At 62.2% G+C, this 21,783-nt stretch carries 21 protein-coding genes; 11 read left to right on the top strand and 10 right to left on the bottom strand.

The features are described from left to right. Positions 1–38 precede the first annotated feature (38 nt). Complete coding sequence (trxB, locus tag WKV53_RS16615) at positions 39–965, top strand: thioredoxin-disulfide reductase (RefSeq protein WP_341405899.1); 927 nt, start codon at positions 39–41, stop codon at positions 963–965. 55 nt (positions 966–1,020) lie between these two features. Next, on the top strand, positions 1,021–1,524 hold the full coding sequence (locus tag WKV53_RS16620; RefSeq protein ID WP_341405900.1) for a hypothetical protein: 504 nt from the start codon (positions 1,021–1,023) through the stop codon (positions 1,522–1,524). A gap of 42 nt (positions 1,525–1,566) precedes the next feature. Here WKV53_RS16620 and WKV53_RS16625 read toward each other — a convergent pair whose 3' ends face one another. Then, a complete protein-coding gene (locus WKV53_RS16625; RefSeq protein WP_341405901.1) occupies positions 1,567–2,127 on the bottom strand; it encodes a pseudouridine synthase in 561 nt (186 codons plus the stop codon). A 233-nt stretch (positions 2,128–2,360) separates the two neighbouring features. On the opposite strand from WKV53_RS16625, the gene WKV53_RS16630 reads away from it, so the two are divergent. Then, positions 2,361–3,419: a response regulator transcription factor gene (locus tag WKV53_RS16630; RefSeq protein ID WP_341405902.1), complete on the top strand. Its 1,059-nt coding sequence runs from the start codon at positions 2,361–2,363 to the stop codon at positions 3,417–3,419. Here the strand turns inward: WKV53_RS16630 and WKV53_RS16635 are convergent. Both WKV53_RS16635 and WKV53_RS16640 read right to left on the bottom strand, forming a co-directional pair. Continuing rightward, positions 3,403–4,272 carry a hypothetical protein gene (locus WKV53_RS16635; protein ID WP_341405903.1) on the bottom strand — a complete coding sequence of 290 codons (870 nt, stop codon included), beginning with the start codon at positions 4,270–4,272 and terminating at the stop codon, positions 3,403–3,405. The two genes, WKV53_RS16630 and WKV53_RS16635, sit on opposite strands and share 17 nt — an antisense overlap. Before the next feature lie 54 nt (positions 4,273–4,326). After that, positions 4,327–5,106 (bottom strand): class I SAM-dependent methyltransferase, encoded by a 780-nt coding sequence (locus WKV53_RS16640; protein WP_341405904.1) that lies wholly within the window; start codon positions 5,104–5,106, stop codon positions 4,327–4,329. Positions 5,107–5,228: 122 nt separating this feature from the next. Here WKV53_RS16640 and WKV53_RS16645 point away from each other — a divergent pair, with 122 nt between their 5' ends. After that, positions 5,229–6,233: a methyltransferase gene (locus WKV53_RS16645; protein ID WP_341405905.1), complete on the top strand. Its 1,005-nt coding sequence runs from the start codon at positions 5,229–5,231 to the stop codon at positions 6,231–6,233. Between the two features lie 5 nt (positions 6,234–6,238). Here the strand turns inward: WKV53_RS16645 and WKV53_RS16650 are convergent, their stop codons facing one another. After that, a complete protein-coding gene (locus WKV53_RS16650; protein WP_341405906.1) occupies positions 6,239–6,667 on the bottom strand; it encodes a hypothetical protein in 429 nt (142 codons plus the stop codon). 113 nt (positions 6,668–6,780) lie between these two features. Between WKV53_RS16650 and WKV53_RS16655 the strand changes: the two genes are divergently transcribed. Beyond that, on the top strand, positions 6,781–7,908 hold the full coding sequence (locus WKV53_RS16655; protein ID WP_341405907.1) for a nucleoid-associated protein: 1,128 nt from the start codon (positions 6,781–6,783) through the stop codon (positions 7,906–7,908). A 199-nt stretch (positions 7,909–8,107) separates the two neighbouring features. Here the strand turns inward: WKV53_RS16655 and WKV53_RS16660 are convergent, their stop codons facing one another. The 4 genes from WKV53_RS16660 to WKV53_RS16675 form a co-directional block, all read right to left on the bottom strand. Next, positions 8,108–9,553, bottom strand: a complete 1,446-nt coding sequence (locus tag WKV53_RS16660) for a DEAD/DEAH box helicase (RefSeq protein WP_341405908.1) — start codon at positions 9,551–9,553, stop codon at positions 8,108–8,110. Between the two features lie 211 nt (positions 9,554–9,764). Then, complete coding sequence (locus WKV53_RS16665) at positions 9,765–11,108, bottom strand: basic secretory protein-like protein (protein ID WP_341405909.1); 1,344 nt, start codon at positions 11,106–11,108, stop codon at positions 9,765–9,767. A 60-nt stretch (positions 11,109–11,168) separates the two neighbouring features. Next, entirely contained in the window at positions 11,169–11,714 is a 546-nt protein-coding gene (locus WKV53_RS16670; RefSeq protein WP_341405910.1) for a DUF1697 domain-containing protein, read from the bottom strand. Positions 11,715–11,723: 9 nt separating this feature from the next. After that, positions 11,724–12,047: a low molecular weight protein tyrosine phosphatase family protein gene (locus WKV53_RS16675; RefSeq protein WP_341405911.1), complete on the bottom strand. Its 324-nt coding sequence runs from the start codon at positions 12,045–12,047 to the stop codon at positions 11,724–11,726. 91 nt (positions 12,048–12,138) lie between these two features. Between WKV53_RS16675 and WKV53_RS16680 the strand changes: the two genes are divergently transcribed. The 3 genes from WKV53_RS16680 to WKV53_RS16690 all read left to right on the top strand — a co-directional run bounded on the left by WKV53_RS16680 (position 12,139) and on the right by WKV53_RS16690 (position 17,276). Continuing rightward, entirely contained in the window at positions 12,139–12,879 is a 741-nt protein-coding gene (locus tag WKV53_RS16680) for a dienelactone hydrolase family protein (protein WP_341405912.1), read from the top strand. Between the two features lie 171 nt (positions 12,880–13,050). After that, positions 13,051–16,545 carry a DEAD/DEAH box helicase gene (locus WKV53_RS16685; RefSeq protein WP_341405913.1) on the top strand — a complete coding sequence of 1,165 codons (3,495 nt, stop codon included), beginning with the start codon at positions 13,051–13,053 and terminating at the stop codon, positions 16,543–16,545. A 152-nt stretch (positions 16,546–16,697) separates the two neighbouring features. After that, complete coding sequence (locus WKV53_RS16690) at positions 16,698–17,276, top strand: hypothetical protein (RefSeq protein ID WP_341405914.1); 579 nt, start codon at positions 16,698–16,700, stop codon at positions 17,274–17,276. Positions 17,277–17,311: 35 nt separating this feature from the next. Here the strand turns inward: WKV53_RS16690 and WKV53_RS16695 are convergent, their stop codons facing one another. Next, positions 17,312–18,196, bottom strand: coding sequence for a LysR substrate-binding domain-containing protein (locus tag WKV53_RS16695; protein WP_341405915.1), 885 nt, complete (start codon positions 18,194–18,196; stop codon positions 17,312–17,314). Positions 18,197–18,267: 71 nt separating this feature from the next. Between WKV53_RS16695 and ilvD the strand changes: the two genes are divergently transcribed. After that, entirely contained in the window at positions 18,268–19,947 is a 1,680-nt protein-coding gene (ilvD, locus tag WKV53_RS16700) for a dihydroxy-acid dehydratase (protein WP_341405916.1), read from the top strand. Between the two features lies 1 nt (position 19,948). Here the strand turns inward: ilvD and WKV53_RS16705 are convergent, their stop codons facing one another. Next, the gene (locus WKV53_RS16705; protein WP_341405917.1) at positions 19,949–20,227 is read right to left on the bottom strand and encodes a beta/alpha barrel domain-containing protein; all 279 of its coding nucleotides are present in this window, start codon (positions 20,225–20,227) and stop codon (positions 19,949–19,951) included. 99 nt (positions 20,228–20,326) lie between these two features. Between WKV53_RS16705 and WKV53_RS16710 the strand changes: the two genes are divergently transcribed. Both WKV53_RS16710 and WKV53_RS16715 read left to right on the top strand, forming a co-directional pair. Continuing rightward, positions 20,327–20,707, top strand: a complete 381-nt coding sequence (locus tag WKV53_RS16710) for a YciI family protein (protein WP_341405918.1) — start codon at positions 20,327–20,329, stop codon at positions 20,705–20,707. A 72-nt stretch (positions 20,708–20,779) separates the two neighbouring features. Next, positions 20,780–21,754, top strand: coding sequence for an alpha/beta hydrolase family protein (locus tag WKV53_RS16715; RefSeq protein ID WP_341405919.1), 975 nt, complete (start codon positions 20,780–20,782; stop codon positions 21,752–21,754). Positions 21,755–21,783 lie beyond the last annotated feature (29 nt).

Below are 21,783 nucleotides of genomic sequence, written 5' to 3' on the forward strand. Positions count from 1 at the left end.
CAACACGAATACTCCGCGGCCCCGACTCCCGAAGGACCATGGAAAACGTCATCATCATCGGCACCGGCTGCGCCGGCTACACCGCCGCGATCTACACCGGCCGCGCCAATCTCACCCCGCTCATGCTCACCGGTACCCAGCCCGGCGGCCAGCTCACGACCACGACCGAGGTGGAGAATTTCCCGGGCTTCCCGGAAGGCATCATGGGCCCGGAGCTGATGATGAACATGCAGAAGCAGGCGGAGAAATTCGGTGCCCGCATCGAGTATGCGAATGTCGAGAGCGTGGCGAAAAACGCCGATGGCTCCTTTACCGTGAAGACTTCATCCGGAGAGCATCACGCCCGGACGGTCATCATCGCCACCGGTGCGGCTCCGAAGCACCTGGGCCTGCCGAATGAGCACAAGCTGATCGGCCGCGGTCTCACGTCCTGTGCGACTTGCGACGGTGCCTTCTACCGCGATGTGCCCGTGGCCGTCATCGGCGGTGGCGACAGTGCCGCCGAGGAAGCGACTTTCCTGACCCGCTTTGCCAGCAAGGTGTATCTGATTCACCGCCGCGAGGAGCTTCGCGCCTCGAAGATCATGGCCGACCGGGCCTTGGCGAACGAGAAGATCGAGCCGGTCTGGAACTCGACCGTCACCGAGTATCTCACCGATGACGCGGGCGAAGTGCGCGCCGTGACGCTGAAGAACCTGGTCACCGGCGAGGAGAGCGAGCTGGAGCTGAAGTGCGTCTTCGTGGCGATCGGCCACGTGCCTAACAGCGCCTTCCTGGGCGACCTCGTCGACAAGGACGAGAACGGCTACATCATCCAGAATGCCGGCCGCACCTCGACCAAGACGGAGGGACTTTTCGCTGCCGGAGATGTGGCGGACCACTACTACCGCCAGGCCGTGACCGCTGCCGGACAGGGCTGTGCGGCGGCGCTGGAGGCCGAGCGCTACCTCGCCGAGCACGTTTGAGACTGCCGGATTCGGGGCTGGACGCCCTATTTCCGGAAGTTATGTTTCCCGCCTCATGCGTTTCAAATCCTTCGTCGCTGCGTGTGGCTTGCTCTTTGCAGGTCTTCAGGTGGCGTCGGCGCAGGATGGTTACCTCGATTGGGCCGAAGCCAATGGCTTGGCTGGTCCTTTCGCGGAGCCGGATGCGGATTTGGACACGGACGGGATCACGAATTTGATGGCGTATGCCTTCGATATCGCGCCGGTGAACGATCCTGATGCGTGGGAGAAGGTGCCTTCGCTGGCTTTCATCGGCGATCCACCGGAGCCGGTGATGACCTTCGTGCTGCCGCGGGAGATCCCGCGTGACGTCAGCTACGTGGTCGAGCTGGTGAAGAAGGATGGGAAGCGCGTGGAGATCGCCCGGAAGAATGGCCGCGGCCCGTGGAAGGGCACTGCGGAGGTCTTCCGCCGCAAGCTGGAGGACGGCTGCACCGAGATCAGCGTGGAAGCGCCGCTCGACATGCCAATCCCGGAAGGCGAGAGCCCGCTGCGGCTGCGGGTGGAGTTTTTGCCGTGAGGTGAGGGCGGGCTGGCCTGAAGACCGGCGGTCGTAGGGGCTTCAGCCCAATTTTCGGCGATCCTCTGCGGTCAGTTCCCGCCAGGTTCCGGGTTCGATGCCTTCCAGCCTCAGTCCGCCGATGGCTGCGCGGATCAGTCGCAGGGTGGGAAAGCCCACGGCGGCGGTCATTCTGCGCACCTGTCGGTTTTTACCCTCCGTCAGTACCATTTCGATCCAGCGGTCCGGCACGCTCTTGCGAAACCTGACGGGCGGATCGCGGTGCGGGTAGTCCGGCTCGCTGAGCTCCCGTGCCTCACAGGGCAGGGTGCGGTGGCCCTTCAGATCGATCCCGCCGGCGGCGAGCTGGCGCAGCGCTTCTCCGGTCGGCTCGCCCTCCACCTGCACGTGATAGGTCCTCGGATGGCCGTGGCGGGGATCGAGCAGCCGGGCCACCAGCCGCGGCTCATTTCCGAGCAGGATCAGGCCCTCCGAATCCTGATCGAGGCGGCCGATCGGGAAGATTCCTTTGGGAAACTGGAATTCCGCGAGCGTGCGCTGGCCGGGATGATCGGGCGTGAATTGGCTTAGAACACCGTAGGGTTTGTGAAAGGCGACCAGCATCGGGAAAGCTCGGGAGAGCGCCTCGATAGAAAGTGAATGGCCCCGCCAATCACAAGGACCGACGGGGCCATCTTTTCCCCCCCCAGGGAAAGCTTTTGGTTCGTTGGTGGCGTCGCTGACGTCAACCCTGAACTTGTGAATGTAATGCCACGGAACCGGGTTCCCAACAATGCGTGTTGATACTTACGGGAGACTACGTATCGTTGCGTTGCCACCCACTCGCCCTCCTAAACGTGCTCGGAACCTCCTATTTTGATCTGGCTCAAGCGATTTATCGGGCGACGAGCTTCGACGACGTCGTTGACCTGCTCGTTGCCAAATTACCCGGCCTGATCGGGACGGATGAAGCAGTGGTGATGGGAACGTCGCCGATCAGCGGGGTTTGTTCAATCTCCGATCATGGCCGGATTTCGAAAATCCTGAGGGAGCAGATTGATACGGTCAATCGCTTGGCGGCCAGCCATCCGATCCAGTCGCGGGTCAATTTCGATGATCCCGGGGATCTTGGCTTCGCCATGAGTGACCACCTCTCTCCCGAGGAATACCGGAATAGCGCATTTGCGCGGGAGGTTTTCGGCGAGCATGCCATGGCAGACGTGATGTTCGGCCTGCTGGTGGCCAGTGTGCGCCGCAAGGCATACCTGAACTGTTATTTCCTGGGGGCCGGGATCACCGTCCAAGCGCGTGAGCGATTTGATGCCATCCTGCTGACCGTGCGGGGAGTGCTCGACCGACTGGAGGCCCACAATGTCGAGCGCGTGGTCCGGCAGCGGATTTTCGGAGCCAGTGCTCCCTTGGCCATTTTCTTCCTTAATCAGTCGTCCGAGGTGTGTCCGCTCAATCACGCTGCCGTGACTTTTGCGGAATCCCGGTGGGCTCCGGATGAAGCGGTGCGCTCCCTGACTCCAGATCAGATCTCACAGGTCGACAAGGTTCTGGATGCTGCATGGATCAATCCGGTGACCGCCGATTGGCGGGATGTGACTCTTGATCTTGGGGCCGGGCCGACGCTCGTCCATGCGCTTCCAAAGCTCAGTGGCGAGGTGATCATGATGTTCCCGACCTCCGGCCACGAGCCCGCGGGAGAGGAAGCAGTGACCATCCTGACCCGCCGCCAGCGGGAGATCATGGACTGGATCGCCGAGGGCAAGACCAGCGCCGAGGCAGCCATCATTCTGGGCATTAGCCCGCGCACGGTGGAGAAGCACTTGGAAGCTGTCTTCCAGCGGCTGGGCGTGGAAAACCGCATCGCCGCGATGCGCCGCTATCTCGATCTCAAGCGAGGCCTTTGAGGCGGCGATCGAGCGCCGTCAGGAAGGTCGCGTCGCTGAAGTCCTCCGCGTTCAGCCACTCCGGCAGGAGCGGGTGCCAGAAGGGTTCGCAGAGGCAGACATTCCCTCCGATCACTCCGCCGAGGTAGCTGAAGGTGCTCTTCGCCACGAATAGCACGTCGCTGCGAACGAAGTGGTGGAAGCTCTCGAAGACGTCGTCATCGAGATGGAGCTGGGCACCGAGGTCGGTGAAGGCGCGGAAGTCATCGGGCTGGCCTTGGGAAAAGAGACGCACGGTGGCCTGTCCGGGACCGACGAGAGCGAGCACGCGGCGGAGCCGGCCGAGCACCAAGTCATCTGCGGTGAAACGCTCGGAGAAGCGGCCGCTAGAGCCCACGTCGCCGCGGCGGAGGTGGACGGCGATCTGGACCTTATCGTCATCGTAGCCCGCCAGCTTTGGCTTCGGGGAGAGCAGGTATTTCTCGCGGATCAGCGGCGCGATGGCGGCCCACTCTGCGGGGTGCTTGTCGGTGACCTTGTGGCAGTGGGCGACCACTTGCAGCCGTCGCGAGCGGGGGAAAAAGCGATGCGGCTTGGGGACCGCCACCACGGGGTAGCCCCGGCTCTCGATCTCGGCGGCGGTCACTTCACTCGCCCCGAGATTGAAGAAATTTTCCCACGCCTGTGACCACTCGGGCGGCGTGACGCCCTGCGGCACGTGGGCCACGTCGGAGACTGGCGTGTGGGCATAGGTCAGGCCCTTGAGCTTGGCGCAGATCATGGTGGAGATCCGCGCCGAGATCTGCGCGCCCCCGCCGTCGTCGCGATCGCGGCAGGTGAGGTAGCTATCCTTCGGGCGCAGGAGCAAGGGCACGACGGAGCATGGCCCGGAAGACCCCGGGACTGGCAACCCCGAAAGCCGCCGGGATCAGGGCCGCTCGAACACCAGCAGGTGCTGCCAGGGCAGCGGCTTCAGGTTGCCCGTGAACCGGAAGCCCGCGCTCTCAAATTCCAAGCGCGCCTGCGCTTCGGTCATTTTGTGGAGCGGCTTGATCGGGACGTTCGGGTCTTCGCCGCGGAACTCTAGCAGGAAGATGCGACCGCCCGGCTTCAATGCCTTGAGCAGCGAGGCGAGCATTTCGCGCGGATGAGAGAATTCATGGTAGGCATCCACCATCAGCGCGGCATCAAGAGAGCCGGCGGGGAGCTTGAGATCGTCGATTTCGCCGAGGTGGGGCTCCACATTGGTGATCTTGAGTTCGGCCGCTTTCGTCCGGAGGAAATCGAGCATCTCCGGCTGGATATCGATGGCGACCACCTTGCCGCGCGGGACCTTGGGCGAAATACGGAAGCTATAGTAGCCGGAGCCCGCGCCGATGTCGGCGATCACGGCATCCGGTGCCAGGTCGATGTCGGAGATGGCTTTGCTGGGGGCTTCCTCTTGTTCGCGTTCGGGACGTTCCAGCCAGTTGATGTGAGGATGGCCCATCACCTTGGCGATCTCGCGGCCGTGGAAGAACTTGCCGATGCCATCAGCACTGGCGGGACCGGTGGTGTAGGGGACTTCCTCAACGGGTGGGGGCGAGTCGACCTTGGCTGGAACCGGAGGGAGCTTGGGAAGAACCACCGGCTCTGCGGATCGGAACCACGCCCATGCCGAGATCACGGCGACGCAGACGAGGACGAGCAAGGGAACCAACCGGGCCATGGGATCGATACAATCACGGTGGCTGCGGATTTCAACCGGCGTCCTACTGCCATTGGGACGAAAGATCCAGCCGCGCAGGCTGTTCTTGCGGACTGGAGCGGGAGGCCTAGTTAAATGCGGGAATGGATCCCACCCCAGAACGCATCTTTCAAGTTGGCACCAGCTTTTGGTCTTCCAAGACCTTGCTAGCGGCCGTGGAACTCGAGGTCTTCACGATTCTCGGCGAGGCGCCTGCCAATGTGGAAACCCTGAAGCAGCGGCTTGGCTTCCAGGACCGCGGGGCACGGGACTTCTTTGATACGCTCGTGGCACTCGGCTTTCTGGAGCGGACGGATGGCGTGTATCGCAACACGCAGGAGACCGGCTTGTTCCTCGACAAGGCGAAGCCGTCTTACGTCGGCGGGATTCTGGAGATGGCCAGCCGCCGGCTGTATGGCTTCTGGGATCACCTGATCCCGGCGCTGCGCAGCGGCGAGCCGCAGAATGAAGTGAAGAGCGGCGAGGAGCCCTTTGCCACGATTTACTCCGAGCCGGAGCGCCTGCGGGGTTTCCTGCGTGCGATGACGGGCGTAAGCCGCGGTGCGAACCTGGCGATCGCGCGGAATTTCCCGTGGGCGAGCTACGCGACTTGTGCCGACGTCGGCACCGCGCAGGGTGATCTTGTCGCACAGATTGCGCTGGCAAACCCGCACTTGAAAGGCACTGGCTACGACCTGCCGGTGGTCGGCCCGGTATTCGACGAATACATTGCCGGCTTGGGGCTTGGGGACCGCGTGAAGTTCCAAGCGGCGGACTTCTTCCAAGACGAAATGCCGGCGGTGGATGTGATCCTGATGGGGCACATCCTCCATGATTGGGACCTGCCGACGAAGCGGATGCTGCTGGAGAAGGCGTGGCGTGCGCTGCCGCCGGGAGGCGCGGTGATCGTTTACGATGCGGTCATTGATGACGACCGCTCGCAGAATGCCTTTGGCCTGCTGATGAGCTTGAACATGTTGATCGAGACGCCCGGTGGCTTCGACTACACCGGGGCCGATTGCATCGGGTGGATGAAGGACGCCGGGTTCCGCGACTGCCGCGTGGAGCACCTGATCGGGCCGGACTCGATGGTGGTGGGGATCAAATAGGCGACCTATTCGCAATCCCGAATCGCCCGGATCTCCCCGGCGACACCGGTGGCCAAGTCCCGGGCCTGGCCGCCGAGGTCGTCCAAGCCGGAGTCGTCTCCCAAGCCCAACAGGGTGATCGCATGCGTCATCGGGTGCTCGGCGAGGAACCAATCGATTTCTTCCCGTGTCGCGAAGGCGAACAGCCCCGCGTAGAACAGCGGCTTGGGATCGCGCAGTACGCTCTTCTTGTAGCGGGTCAGGAAAAGCGCCAGCCAACAGGACTTCTCTAGGCGTTCGGCGTCGGTGCGCCGCAGGTGCTCGATCCACGCGGTGGCGGTGTCGCGCAGGTGACCATGGACGATCCAGCTCTGGTTAACGCGCTGGACCTTGATCAGGTCCATTTCGCCCTCGTCCGATAGGGGAACGGGCTCGGGCTCATGAAAGGAAGACATTGACGACTTTTTCGAGGGTTGAAGGACATGAACCCTAGCATCTGCGTCGAGTCCTTCAACCGGTCCTTGCGCCCGGGGCCGCGACTCCGTAGCGTCCGCGCCCCGCATCGCTCATGTCCGCCAAGATCCGCTTCACTTCCGCTTCCGCCACCAAGCTCGTTCTCGCGAAAATCGGCCACCCGCAGCGCGAGGAGCCGCTGCAGACCTCGAAGCAGGTCTATCCCATCGACGAGGCGGACCGGAGCACGCTGACCGCGATTTTTCTCAAGCCTTTCAAGAGCCTTTCCGGCTACCGCTTCCACCACCACTCGTCGCTCGACCAGCACGAGCTGAACTCGTGCGCGAAGGCGATTTTCCAGGATCCGGAGAAGCTGCTCGAAAAGGGCTGCGAGATTGCGACGCGGCTCTACACCAAGTCGAATCACCCGAACATCAAGTCGGGCGACCTGTGCATTGCCTGGGTCGACGACCTCGAAGTGGATGGCAATCCCGTCACCGGCCTGTGCATCCTGAAGTCGGAGAGCGTGGTGCCCTTCCTCAGCATCTCGACGCGTGATGGCGACCTCCAGCTTCACACCGAGCACGGCATCAATCCGGAGAAGATCGACAAGGGCTGCCTGATCCTCAACCACCACCCGAACAAGGGCTTCCTCGTTCTGACCTTCGATCGCACGGGTTCCGACTCGCGTTTCTGGGTGCGGGATTTCCTCGGCTTGGTTGCCGTGACTGACAGTCCTTTCCTGACCAACAAGTTCACCGACATGGCTGTCGCCTTCGCGAAGCAGGAGGAGAAGGCCAAGAAGGAGGCGAAGAAAGAAGCAGTCAAGGAAAGCGGCTCGGAAGCCGACTCGTCGGCAATTGACGACACGCCGCCGTGGGAAGCAACCACCGCCGCCAACGATGCGTTGGCCTATTTCGAAGGGAAGGAGCAGTTCAGCCTCCAGGAATTCGAAGAGGAAGTACTACGGACGCCGGAGGCGGTGGAGAAGTTCCGCGAGCACAAGGCCAAGGTGGAGGAAGAGCAGGGCCAGCGCTTCGACGACAAGTTCGAGATTTCGAAGAAAGACGTGACCAAGGCCAAGAAACGAATTGGCACTGTGCTCAAGCTCGACACCGGGGTGGAGATCCACGTGAAGCCAACCTTCGTTGATCAGTCCGAGCCGGTGATGGAGCGGGGCTTCGATGAAGAGAAGGGTAAGAAGTTCATCAAGGTGTTCTTCAACGAGGAAGTGGGTCGCTGATTCAGGAGCAGGCGATGTTGCGTGGTTGGCGCATTGGTGACAATGCGGAAGCAACGGAACAGCTCGCTTCAAGGGGCCACTCCGCGCTGTCACCAGCGCGCCTACGCGAAACAAAAAAGCCAGCCGCTGGTTGCGGCTGGCTTCAGAGTGAGAAGTGTCGATTTGCTGTCGGCACCGCGTGGACGGGAGTCCTCGCAGCTTAACGGCGTCCGCGTGGTCCGCGACGGCGACGTCCGGTCCAGGCTGGTGCCGGACCTGAAGCTTCGCTTTGAACTGCGACGCGTTCGCCTTGGGAACGACCATTCCCTTGGGAGCGGCCACCGCCTTGCGAGCGACCTCCGCCTCCTTGGGATGACCTGCGTTGACCACCGCCCGAGGATGATCCCTGGGCGACGCTGCCGCGGGCACCACGTTGGAAGCGTTCGACCAACGATTCAGCGTGCCAATGGTGATCGTCCCAGCGTGGGACAGCCATGCGGATGACCTTTTCGATCTCGCGAAGGTAGTCGAACTCCTCTTCCGAGCAGAACGACACCGAGCGGCCTTCAGCTCCCGCGCGACCGGTGCGGCCGATGCGGTGGACGTAGGCCTCGGGCTCGTTCGGCAGGTCGTAGTTGACCACCAGGCCCACGTCTTTCACGTCCACGCCGCGGGCGGCGACGTCAGTGGCGACGAGCACGGGTGTGAGTCCCTTGCGGAACCGCTCCAGAGCCTTCTCGCGTTGGGCCTGGGACTTGTTGCCGTGGATGGCGTCGGCTTCGAAGCCGGCGGCGGTCAGGCCTTTCGCGAGCTTGTTGGCGCCGTGCTTGGTGCGGCTGAAGACGATGGTCAGCTTGGATTCGCCGGCTTCCGCCTGCTCCTTCAAGAGGACTTCCAACAGGAACCGCTTGTGCTCCTTCTGGATGAACGCGACCTTCTGCTCAATGCGTTCGGCGGTGGTGGTCTGAGGCGCGATGCTGACCTTCGCCGGGTTCTTGAGGATGGTTTCGGCGAGCTGGACGATGTTCGGCGCCAAGGTGGCGGAGAAGAACAGCGACTGGCGCTGCTGGGGAATCATCGCGACGATCTTCTTCACGTCGCGGAGAAAGCCCATGTCGAGCATGCGATCGACTTCATCGAGGACGAAGAATTCGACGCCCGAGAGGTCGAGGTGCTTCTGCTCGATCAGGTCGAGCAGGCGTCCCGGCGTGGCGACGAGGACATCGACGCCACTGCGCATGGCAGCGACCTGTGGATTCTGGCCAACGCCGCCGTAGATCATCGTCTGGCGGAAACGGACGTGCTTGCCATAGGTGCTGAAGCTCTTCGCCACCTGGACCGCGAGTTCGCGGGTGGGAGCGAGGACGAGGGTGCGGGCGCTCTTTGGTTTCAGCGCACGCGGCTTTTCATGCAGTGCGTGAAGAATGGGCAGTGCGAAGCCAGCGGTCTTACCAGTGCCGGTTTGGGCGCAACCGAGGAGGTCGCGGCCTTCTAACAGCAATGGAATGGCCTGTGCCTGGATGGGCGAGGGCGTGGTGTATTCAAGTTCGCGCAATGCGCGGTGAAGGGGCGCGGCCAGCGGCAGCGCCTCGAACGTGGTCGGGGTCATGTAGTATGGGGCCTGCTCGCGCGGATTCCCGGCGGCTGGCGGATTCTCGATGAGCATTCAGGTAATCCCCGAACCATCTCTCATCGATGAAGACCGGAAAAGGGTGGGAACCGTCGAATGGCCCCCGTCGGCAAAGAGCGCCGACGGCCGGAGATTAGCGGAGAAATGCCACTTGGCAAGCTGAACCTTGGAAAGGGCTCTACGAGGTAGCGACGGTCAATGGACGCGCCGCTACGTGGCAGAAGTCGCTGCGATCCTTGCGGACGTCTCAGCGCTTTCCGTCTTTGACCGCTTTCTTCCAGTCTTCGCCCAGCTCCTGAAGCGTGCTGCCGGTCCAGTCTTTCCAGAGCTTCTCCTCGTATTTTCCTTCGCGGGCGGCTTCGTTGAGTTTCTGGAGCAAGGCCTTGTCCTTCTTGTCGACGACCCAGTCGAGGAAGTTTGCAGTGACCCGATAGCTGGCGTCGTACTTGGCTTGGTTTACATCGCGGACGTGCGCGCCTTGGCTTTGCGGCTCATAGAGGAACCAGCGGATGTAGTCGCAGATGCCTTCGGTGATCCAGCCGGGCGTGTTCTTCGGGTTGCGATTGGTTTGGGCAGCGCGCCAGTAGTTCTGCACCACGTGGCCCATTTCGTGGATCACGCAGCCCTTCGCCTCGCGCTTGAGTTCGCCCGGAAACCACGGTGCGCTCAGGGAGATCTTGTTGCCTGCGGCGTAGGCGGGCGTGCCGCCCATGTCATCGCGGTATTCGAAGGTCACCTGGTCCGGGGCGCGGTAGCCATTGCTGGGCAGCAATGCCACCAGCTTGGGATACCATTCCTCGACCACTGGCAGCAGTTCCTTCTCGCTCCATTCGGTCAGCGCGGGGGCCTTGGTGCTGTCGATGATATAGCGGAACTTGCCGTCCTTCGACTTGTAGTTCTTCACGATCTTCTCCAGCGGCTTGATCCGCTGGACTTCGGATTGCCCGGCATCGACCACGTCGATCTCGCTGAAGAAGGTATTGGCGAACGCATCCTCGGCCGTCTTAGAGATGTCGAAGAGCAGGTAGCGGTAGCTGCCGAGAGGGCGGCGGTTCTTGTTGGAAATCTCGGCGGCGTGTTGGCCGGCACCATCGCCGGTCTTCGGGCGGGTATCGACTTCAGCAAGAGGCACCCAGCCGCAGGTCGCTGGATCGGTGCCCTTTTTCGGAGCGGCGTTGAAGTTTTTCGCGCGTCCGTCGGCTGCGTAGAGCTTGTAGAGTTGGGGGCCGCGTTCCTTGTTGTGCCACGAGTAGGTGGCAATGCTTCTCAGGGAAGTGACGCTGCCGAGATCGACGCCGATCCGTCCGCCATCGCTGCCGTTTGCGAAAAAGAAGTTGGCGGATGGCTGGTCTTCGCTTTGCGGGATCTTGCCATCATTGAGCACGGCGAGGTCCGGGCTGGCACCGTCCTTTTGGCCGTCGATGATGGAAAAGGTCGCCTTGGAGGCGATGTCGTCGATGGCGGGCGGGAGCACCGGGTCGAGCTTGAAGCCGGCATCGGAAGGGCCGTAGCCCTTGGTCACCTCGGCGGCGGCGAAAAGGGCGGGGGAGGCCGCGAGCAGGGCGACACAGGTGAGAAGAGCGGATTTCACGGATTACTTACGACCGCAAATGCCGAAAGTTTAGTCGCTAAACCGCTGGCCGCGCACTTTTCAGTCTGCTGCCATCTCCCGCAACGCCTGCACCGTCCGCCAATTGCGGGTGGTGGCGCGCACTTTCAGGGCCTTTTCGAACCACGTGTTGTTCAGCTTGGTGTTGCCATAGCCGTGCGGGCAGTGGAGCAGAACTACCCCTTTGGAGAGAAGGGCGCGCTCGCCTTCCGCGGCGGGGAGTTTCAGCGCGTCGAAGGTCGCTTTTGATACGGGATCGAAAAGGAACGTGGCGTGAAAATGGGTCAGTTCGCCACCGGATTTCGGCCAGAGGGGATTGTGGGCGGCGACGTGTTCGATTTCCCCCGGCGTCAAAACGAGCACCGATACCTGATGGCCGAAGTCGTGGGAAATCGCGGCCTCGATCTCGCTGGCGAGTTTGGCGGGTGCCGTCTTTTTCTTGGTCCGGAAGACGACATTGCCGCTTTGCAGATAGGTCTTCACGTCAGCAAAGCCGAGACCGGCGAAGGTTTCCTTCAGCTTGGCCATCGGGACCGGGTTTTTACCCGAGACATTGATACCGCGAAGCAGGGCGATGTAGGTGTCCATGTTTAGACGTTAAGAAAGATACCGGGCGCACTTGGATTCAAGCAGCTTCACCAGCTCCTGGTCCATGAAATCGAAGTCATCGGGAATGCCGAGCACCACGACTTTTTTGCCCTTGAGATTGGGTCCAAAGTCACGATTGAGCCGGGTGCGATGGACCGCTTCCATCACCAGGATGAGATCGGCCCACTCGATCTGTTCCGGGCTCAGGATCGCAGCCGCATCCGGACTCAGGCCGGCGGAATCCGTCTCCACCCCGGGCCGGGAGAAAATGGCCTCGGCAGTGGGGCTCCGCAGGCGGTTGCGTGAGCAGAGGAACAGGAGGCGCTTGGACATCGAGACCGCAGCGTGAGCATGCCGGGACCCGTTGCAAAGGCATCTGGGATTGTCCTTCACCCTTTCGCGAGGTCAGACCAATCTCCGGCCCATGGCCACGCTCACCGAAGCTTTCACCGATCTCGCGACCTCCCGCGGCCCGATGCGGGTGCATACCTTCACGCCGGCGGGCGGTGGGAAGCACCCTGCGGTGATCTTTTTCTCGGAGATCTTCCAAGTCACCGGGCCGATCCGCCGGATGGCCGCGGCCTTGGCGGGTGAGGGGTATTTGGTGGCGGTTCCCGAAGTGTATCACGAGTTCGAGGAGCCAGGGTGCGTGCTTGCCTACGATCAGGCCGGCTCCGACCGCGGCAATGAGCTGAAATATGCGAAGGACCTCGCGTCCTACGATGAGGACGTGGATGTGCTGGTGAAGTGGCTCCAAGGTCACGAAGCCTGCACCGGGAAAATCGCGAGCCACGGTGTCTGTCTGGGCGGTCACCTGTCGCTGCGCGCCGGCTTTCACGAGGGCATTTCGGCGGTTGCCTGCTTCTATCCGACCGATGTTCATTCGGCCACTCTCGGTGCGGGGAAGAGCGATGACACGCTGAAGCGGATCGGCGATCTGGACGCGCAGATGCTGTTTGTCTGGGGTCGTCAGGACCCGCACATCCCGCAGGCAGGGCGCGAGCTGATCCATGCGCGCCTCGAGGAGGCTGGACGCGCCTTCGAGTGGCACGAATTCAATGCGGCCCACGCCTTCCTCCGCGACGAGGGGCCGCGTTACAATCCGGCCTTGGCGCGGGTGTGCATGGCGGTCCTGCTGAGGTTCCTCGGCGAGGCCTTGGAATGACTGGATTGGCGCTTTCCTATCAAGGATCGTGCGCCCCTGCGTGGATACCCGCAAAAATTGCGGCTGAGGTTTTTATTGCGGCGATTGAAATCCGGGGTCTATCGTCGCGGCCCGCCGTCGCGTCCGTCCTGCAGGGTGCCGGACTGACATGCTCGGCGGCTTTTTCGAGCCATGAATCCGGACAGAGCGACGCTGAATTTCCTCAACAGCTTCCCCGAGGAAGCACGCAAGCGCGGTGAGCGCCTTCAGAAAGACGGCGCGGTCACCCAGATCTTCGGAAATCACCTTTTCATCCAGGGCCGCGTCGAGGACGAGACCGGCACCTTCCGCACCAGCCTGCGCCTGCAGGGGAACCGCTGGTTCGGCTCCTGCACCGCCGAGGACGAAGTGATCGCCGCCGCGTGTCAGTACGCGACGATGATGGAGCGGATGCACCGCGGCGAGGACCTGCCGGAGTCGCCCAATGAATTCGACGACACGCCCGTTCTCGACATCATCGAGGAGAAGCTGGGCCGCGAGCTGGACGACAAGGAAGCGGACTTCGTTTCCAAGATCGAGAAGCGCTATCGCCGCTACGTGATCGAAGGCGAGCTGCACGACCACGACATGGTCCGCATCACGCCACGCTGGGAAATCACCACCTACGAGCCGCTCGAACTGTGGCCGATGCCGCCGGGCGATATCCTCGAGTTCTGGAACTACCTCGCCTACGCCTTCTACAAGAAGAAGCTCCCTTACCCGGAGTTCATGAACGTGATCACCGATCTGGCGCACGTTCAGAAGAAGATGGCGGATTGGGAGCAGGAGCGCGAAGTCGCCTCCTGGTATGACCGCATCGAGCAAGTCAACGAGCGCCCGCCGCAAGACCCGCCGGTGGAAGTTGCCTTCCGTCTCGTGGCCACGATCAACGAGGCCCGCATCGAGGTGAAGGAAGGCGCGAATGGCCTGTGGACGCAGATTCGCGAGAAGAACGACATCGAACGCTTTGTCACCATGCATCATCAGGCCGCGCTTCGCATGGATGCGCCGAGCCAAGTGCTGTGGGAGCATTTCCTCGCCTACTACCGCGACCATAACGACATCACCTTCGACTTCGATACCGAGGAAGCCTGCCGTTTCATGAACCGGGTGTTCCGCCAGCCGGCCTTGAAGGGCTACCTGGTGAACCTCGACGAGCGCGAGTTCAAGGTGGTCACCGACGCCCTCAAGTGGGTCTGCGAGGACGATCCGTACGATCCTAACAGCTTCGCGCTGCAACTCGTCACCGCCGGTGGTGAAAACGTTTCGCACTCGGTGCGAATGCTGCCGGGTCGCAAGGAACTCTATCAGTCCGACGAAACCGTGTTCCCCGGGCCGCCACGCTGGCTGGAGGAGACGGAAGTGATGCCCCGCTACCTGATTCCCAAGCGCGTCATCGACTCCCTTGAAGGTGTCGAGTTCCTCCGCAAGATCGGAGCCTCGCTGCCGGAGTCGCTGAAGAAGCGCGTCGTCGATCTGGAGCTCAAGCCGAAGTTCGAAATGAAGCTGGTGGCCGGCCTGACCGCTGCCGAGACCGAACACTTGGTGATCGACGTGACCGCGATCGAGTCCAAGGAGCGCCGCACCGAGCGACTGACCAAGGACGGTTGGGAGCTGGTCGAACAGCAGCCGCTCAAGGGCAAGCAGCTCCTCCGTTTCGCCCGCGAGGAGCTCTATCCCGTGCCCGGTCTGCTGGACGAAATGGGTCTCACTTACGACGAGAAGCTGCTTTCCTTCAAATCCCGCATCACCAAGCAGTTCCCGGAGAAGTTCGCCGAATGGATCAAGGCGATGCCGGAATCCGTCGAACTCGACATCGACCTGCGCCTCAAGTCGATCCTCAACGATCCGGTCACCGCGGCCGTTCGCTTCGAGGTGATCAATCAGGAGATCGACTGGTTCGACCTGCGGATCGTCATCGATGTGGAAGGCGTCAATCTGTCCAAGGCGCAGATCCGCCAGCTTGTCGCTGCGCGTGGCGGCTACGTCCGCATGGAAGATGGCTCGTGGATGCGGCTCGAGATCAGGCTCGATGCCGACCAGCGCGAAGCGGTCACCCGCCTCGGTCTCGATCCCTTCGACCTTTCCGGCGAAACGCACCGCATGCACGCGCTGCAGCTCGCCGATCCGAAGGCAGCGGATGTCTTCGACCCGAAGGCGTGGAAGCGCATCAAGGACCGCGCCGGTGATATCCAGATCGAGGTGATGCCCGACGTTCCGGACAGGCTCAACGCGACGCTGCGTCCGTATCAGGTTGATGGCTTCCGTTTCCTCGCCTATCTCTCGACCAATAATTTCGGTGGCATTCTCGCCGATGACATGGGTCTGGGCAAGACGATCCAGTCGCTGACCTACGTCCTGTGGCTGATCGAAGAGGCGGAGAAAAACAAGGAGATGCACCGCCCGGTGCTCGTCGTGTGTCCCAAGTCCGTCTTGGACGTGTGGGCGAGCGAGGCTCAGAAGTTCGCTCCAGGTGTCCGCGTGAAGGTCCTGCGCAATCGCGAGGATCTCAACGTCAAGGAGACCCAGGAGGACATCGACATGCTGGTGCTGAACTACGCCCAGCTTCGCGTCTGCGGCGACCTGCTCAACGAGATCAAGTGGCTCACCACGATTCTCGACGAAGGCCAGCAGATCAAGAACCCGGACTCGAAGGCAGCCAAGTGCGCCCGCGAGCTGGATTCCGCGAACCGTCTGGTGCTTACCGGTACGCCGATCGAAAACCGCTTGCTCGACATGTGGTCGCTGATGGCTTTCGCCATGCCGGGCGTGCTCGGTAGCCGCGCCTACTTCAAGAAGCGCTTCGACAAGCGGAAAGACCCGCTTTCGCAGAACCGTCTGGCCGCGCGCCTGCGTCCATTCCTGCTCCGCCGCACCAAGCTGCAGGTGGCCCAGGATCTGCCGCCGCGGACGGAAGAGGAGGTCTACTCCAAGATGGAGAATATCCAGCAGGAGCTCTACAAAGCGGAGCTGAAGCGCATCCAGAAGGCCCTGCTCGGCCTCGACTCGGACGAAGCGGTGAAGAAGAACTCCTTCGCCATTCTCCAGGGCCTGATGCGCTTGCGTCAGATCTGCTGTCACCCGGGTCTCATCGATCCGAAGTATTTGAAGGAAGAGTCCGCCAAGATGGAGTCGCTCTTCTACCTCCTGGACCAGCTCCACGAGGAAGGCCACAAGGTGCTCGTCTTCTCGCAGTTCGTCTCGATGCTCGACCTGATCAAGGCTCGCCTCGAACTCGACGCCCGTCCGTTCCACTACCTCACGGGTCAGACGAAGGACCGCAAGGGCGAGATCGAGCGCTTCCAGACGACCAAGGATCCGTCCGTCTTCATGCTCTCGCTGAAGGCCGGTGGTGCCGGTCTGAACCTGACCTCTGCGTCCTATGTTATCCTCTACGATCCGTGGTGGAACCCGGCCGTGGAAAACCAGGCCATCGACCGAACCCACCGTATCGGCCAGAAGAACAAGGTGATCGCGTATCGCCTCCTCACCCGCGACACCGTGGAAGAGAAGATCCGCATCCTGCAGCACCAGAAGACCCAGCTCGTGACGAACGTGCTCGGCGACGAAGGCTTCGCCTCGAACCTGGGACTGGAAGACCTGCAGTTCATCCTCAACCACGGCGGCGAGGACGAGGAGCCGAGCTGATCCTTTCTTTCGTCACAAGACCAAGGTTTCTAACAAGGCGGCTGTCCTGATGGGCAGCCGCCTTTGTCTTTGGTTCCGCGCAGCCGGGTGACATTGCCGTCACGGGGTGCAACTGCCTTGCACCCGTTTGGAGAAGCAGGCTTCCTGAGCCCATGATTGATCCCAGAGAGATCAAGCCGAAAGGCCTGATGATCCTGACCCTTGTTGCCTTGATTGTCATGGCGGTCGTGAGCTATCATTGGCTGACCCAGCCGATCTTGACCGCGGCGGACGTGACGCACTTTACGGGAACGGTGAAGGAAGCGCGGGAGAGCACCGGCAAGCAGCCCTATCTTGAAATTACCTTGGCGGAGCAGCCTCTTCCGTTCCGCTGTTTCTCCTCGCTCTATCCGGAGGCGTTCAAGTTCGATCTACACGGCCGCTTGGGCCCGGGCGATACGGTCACCCTCGGCGTGGCCAGCTCCGAGACCGGCTCTCCCCGGCGCAACTGGCGTCAGAACCAGCAGTTCTTCGAATTCCTCACGATGTCGATCGGCAGCGATGAGGCTCTCGCGCTGGATGCCCACAACAAGGACGTGGAGATGAACCGTCGCATCGGTCCCTGGTTTTGCCTGGCGATGAGCTTTATCTGTGTTCCGATGTTTTTGCTGGGATTCCGTCACCGCGGGTCCTCGGAGCCGATCCTTGAAATCCTGAAGGCAAGGAAGAAGGCCAAGCAGGCCGCCGTTTAAGCAAGCGGTCGTGAGGCTAGCCGTCATTCGCGCCTTCAGCTCTTCTTCAAGACTCCCACGAACGTCCGCATCGTGACGTCGGGCTTGCCTGATCTCCTTGCGAAGTGATGGGTGATCGACGGGCGTTTCTTCAGTGGAATCGCCCGGACTCCGCTGCCTGCCACCTTCGCGAGTGCCGAGGGCAGGATGGCGATGCCGGATCCTGCGGCGACCATCACGGCGACCGCTTGGGCACGCGGCGACTCAAGGATCACGCGTGGACGGAAGCCCGCATCGCCACAGAGACGCCGGACCAGATTCGAGAACGAGGGTGCGGCCCTGTGATCCACAGCGACGAACGGTTCGCCGGCGAGTTCGGCGAGTGCGATACGGCTCCGTTTCGCGAGCGGGTGGTCCTCCGGCACGAAGCACTCGAGTGCCTCCTTGAACCACGGGATGACTTCGATCCCACCTTGGTCGCGTGGTTCCTCGATGCCAACGAAACCTCCATCGAGTTTGCCCTCCATGATGGCCTTCAGCTGGTCGTTCGGTGGCACGTCCTGTAGCAGGATTTGCACTCCGGGCGAGGCGGTGCGGAAGCGGCGGAGCACGGAGAGCACGTCATCACTCATCACCGCACTGACGAAGCCGATGCGCAGCCGAGCGATCTCCCCGGCGGCGGTGCGCTTGGCCGCCTCGCTGGCCCGGGAAAGCTTGCCGGGGATGGTCCGGGTGTCCTCGTAAAATCGATCTCCCGCCGCGGTGAGCGAGACCCCGCGGGTTCCGCGAATGAACAGGTCCGCCCCGATCTTTTCCTCTAGCGTCCGGATGTGCCGGGAAAGGGGGGGCTGGGCGAGATTCAGTCTCTTGGCGGCGCGGGTGAACGACAGCTCCTCCGCAACTGCCAGGAAGCACTCCAGTTCTCGAAATGAGCAATCCATACCGAAAAGGTATCATACTGCGACGAATACAGTCATTCCAATATGAAGTGAAATTGGTGGATCGTTGCTCCATGGCGATCAGCGACACCATCAAGAAGGGAGCCATCCGTGCTCCGCACCGCAGCCTCCTGCGTGCCACCGGGGCAATCCAGTCGGAGGAAGATTGGGACAAGCCGTTCATCGCGGTGGCGAATTCCTTCGTCCAGATCATCCCGGGCCATGCGCATCTGGATGTGGTAGGCCGGAAGGTGAGGGATGCGATCCGGGCGGCTGGGGGCGTGCCGTTCGAGTTCAATTGCATCGGCGTGGATGACGGGATCGCGATGGGTCACGGCGGCATGCGCTACTCGTTGGCATCGCGCGAGATCATCGCGGACAGCATCGAGATCATGCTCCGCGCGCACTGCTTCGATGGGGTGGTGTGCATTCCGAACTGCGACAAGATCGTGCCGGGTATGATGATGGGCGCGGCGCGGGTGAACATCCCGGCGGTATTCGTGTCGGGCGGACCAATGCGCTCCGGCAAGAACCCGCTCACCGGGGACTCGCTCGATCTCGCTTCGGTATTTGAGGCGGTGGGCCGCCTGTCGACGAATGCGATCACCGAGGAGCAACTTGACGCGATCGAACGCAACGCGTGTCCCACCTGTGGCTCGTGCTCCGGGATGTTCACCGCGAATTCGATGAACTGCCTTTGCGAAGCGCTAGGGATCGCATTGCCGGGCAATGCCTCCATCCTCGCGACCGATCCCGCGCGCGACGTTCTCTTCGAGCGAGCCGGCCGGACCATCGTGCGGCTGGTCCGGGATGGGGTGAGGCCGTCCGACATTCTCACGCGTGAGGCCTTCCGGAATGCCATCGCGCTCGACATGGCGATGGGTGGTTCTTCCAACACGATCCTCCACACGCTTGCGGTGGCGAAGGAAGCCGGCGTGCCGCTCAGCATGCGGGACTTCGACGAGATGGCCGGCCAAGTGCCGCATTTGTGCAAGGTGGCACCTTCGGGAAAACACTACATGGAGGATATCGATAGGGCGGGAGGGATCTTTGCGATCCTCAAGACCTTGGCCGGTTTGCCGGGGATTCTTCACGCGGATGCGTTGACCGTGAGCGGGCTGACCATCGGCGAGACACTGTCGGTAGGAGAGGTGAGGGATGCCGACGTCATCCGGCCGCTTGACCGTGCCTATTCATCCAAGGGTGGGCTGGCGGTGCTCCATGGAAACATCGCGCCCAACGGCTGCGTGGTGAAGTCCGCGGGCGTGAGCCCCTCGATGATGAAGTTCACCGGCCCGGCTGTAGTTTTCGAATCCGGCGAAGACGCCACGACAGGCATCCTCACCGGACAAGTGAAGGCCGGGGACGTGGTGGTGATCCGCCACGAAGGGCCGAAGGGTGGTCCGGGCATGCCAGAGATGCTTGCACCCACTTCAGCGATCGTCGGGCGCGGGCTATCCGAATGCGTGGCGCTCATCACCGATGGGCGTTTCTCCGGAGCCACCCGTGGTGGGGCGATTGGCCACGTCTCGCCGGAAGCAGCCGCCGGTGGCCCCATCGCCCTGGTGGAGGCCGGCGACCTCATTGAGATCGATATCCCGAATCGCAGCCTTCAGCTGCTTGTCGCGCACGAGGTGCTCGCGCTACGGCGCCTCCGCTGGCAGCCGCCTGAACCCAAGTCGCGCACTGGCTACCTCGCTCGATACGCAGCCCTCGTCGGCGGTGCAGACCAAGGTGCGGTGTTGTCCGTGTAGCTCAGCAGAACTTCTTGAAGACCGCCCGTTGCGTGGCCTCCGGGCCGGGCAGTTGGTTGCGATAGAAGGTGAAGGAATTCACCGCTGAGAGCCGGCCGTCGTTCTTGGTCGCAGAGCCGACCCATGCTCCGTCGGGAAGACTGCCGACCTTGCGCTTCACGAAGTCCACGTGCGATAGCCCAAAGTCGGCGGTGTAATGCGTGACCTCCTCACCCTGGACGATGATGAGGAAGTAGTAACCTTCACGGATCGGAATTCGAGAGTCAGTGGTCTGGGGCATATCCAGCGGAGATAAGCCCGGTGGGTGGACATGCAAGTGGGCTTTGATCGGGCCCACGAGCTGCTTTCCAAACCGCACGGCTTCTGCTCTAGGAACATCATGTACATCGCCGATCCCCAAAAGCTTCCGTCGGGTGTCTTCCTCTATACGTTGCGCCCGGTCCGGCCCGCCATGCTTGCCGAGGGGCCGACGGCTGAGGAGCAGGCATTGGCCGGAGCGCACTGGCAGTATTCGATCGATCTGCTGAAGCGCGGGGTGGTGGTCTTCGGTGGGCGGACGATGACGCGGGACAGCAGCAGCTTCGCGCCGGTGGTGATCCGGGCGGCTTCCATGGAAGCCGCGCGTGCGATCGTGGAGGGAGATCCCGCTGTTGCCGGCGGGGTGTTCCATGCCGAGATCTTTCCCTTCCAGCCGATGCTGATGGGGGAATGGCCGCAGGAATCGGCGACCGTGACATCGGGCGGTGTATCCTACGATTGAGGTCGGGATTTTGGCCGCTGCGGCGTTCTCGTCACGCAACTCAAGGCGGATCGGCGGGTTGTTTCTGGCATCATGAAATCGATTGCCGCGAGGGTCTTGGCCATGGTCGCCACGATAGGGTTCGCCTCTGCCGAAGCCTATGATCCGCTGAAGGTGCCCGCGGCGGAGATTGTTTCGAAGACCTTCGAGGTGAAGGACGCCGGGCGAGACCGCACGCTGCCGATCCGTGTCTACTTGCCGGAGGGAAAGTCGGCAGCTCCGGTGGTGATCTTTTCCCACGGTCTGGGCGGCTCGCGGGACAACAATCCCTACCTCGGGAATCACTGGGCGCGGCGCGGCTATGCCGTGGTCTTCGTCCAGCATCCCGGCAGCGACGAGAGCGTCTGGAAGGATGCCCCGGGCTTGGAAAAAATGACCGCGCTCAAGGAGGCGGCATCGATCGAAAACTATCTGGCCCGCGCCAAGGATGTGCCGGTGGTCATTGATGCGCTGGCTGCTTGGAACAAGGAGACGGGGCATGCTTTGGCCGGGCGGCTGGATCTGGAGCGTCTCGGGATGTCGGGCCACTCCTTCGGTGCGCAGACGACCCAGGCGCTGGCGGGGCAGGGAGATCGCCCGCGGTTGTCGCTGGTCGAGCCTCGCATCGATGCCGCCGTGATGATGAGCCCGTCCCCGCCCAGGGTCGGCGATCCGGCGAAGGCCTTTGCCAACGTCAAGATTCCCTGTTTGCTGATGACGGGGACGCGCGATGAGAGTCCAATCGGGAATACCACTCCGGAGGACCGGCTGAAGGTTTTCCCGGCTCTCCAACAGGCCCCGGCGTGGGAGGTGGTCTTCGATCAAGCGACCCACATGGACTTCGGCCAGCGGGGAAGAGCGGAAGATACCTCCCGCTATCACAAGGCTATCCTCGCCCTGACGACTGCCTTCTGGGATGCAGAGCTGAAGGGCGATTCTGAAGCCAAGGCGTGGCTCAATGGCGAAGGCGCGAAGTCGGTGCTGGTTGCTGCCGACCGCTGGGAAGCCAATGGGAAGGCGAAGGAGTGAATGAGGGGGCCAGTCGTCGCATCTAATGG

The sequence above is a fragment of the Luteolibacter sp. Y139 genome (genome assembly GCF_038066715.1).
In the GTDB taxonomy this organism is placed as follows: domain Bacteria; phylum Verrucomicrobiota; class Verrucomicrobiia; order Verrucomicrobiales; family Akkermansiaceae; genus Haloferula; species Haloferula soli.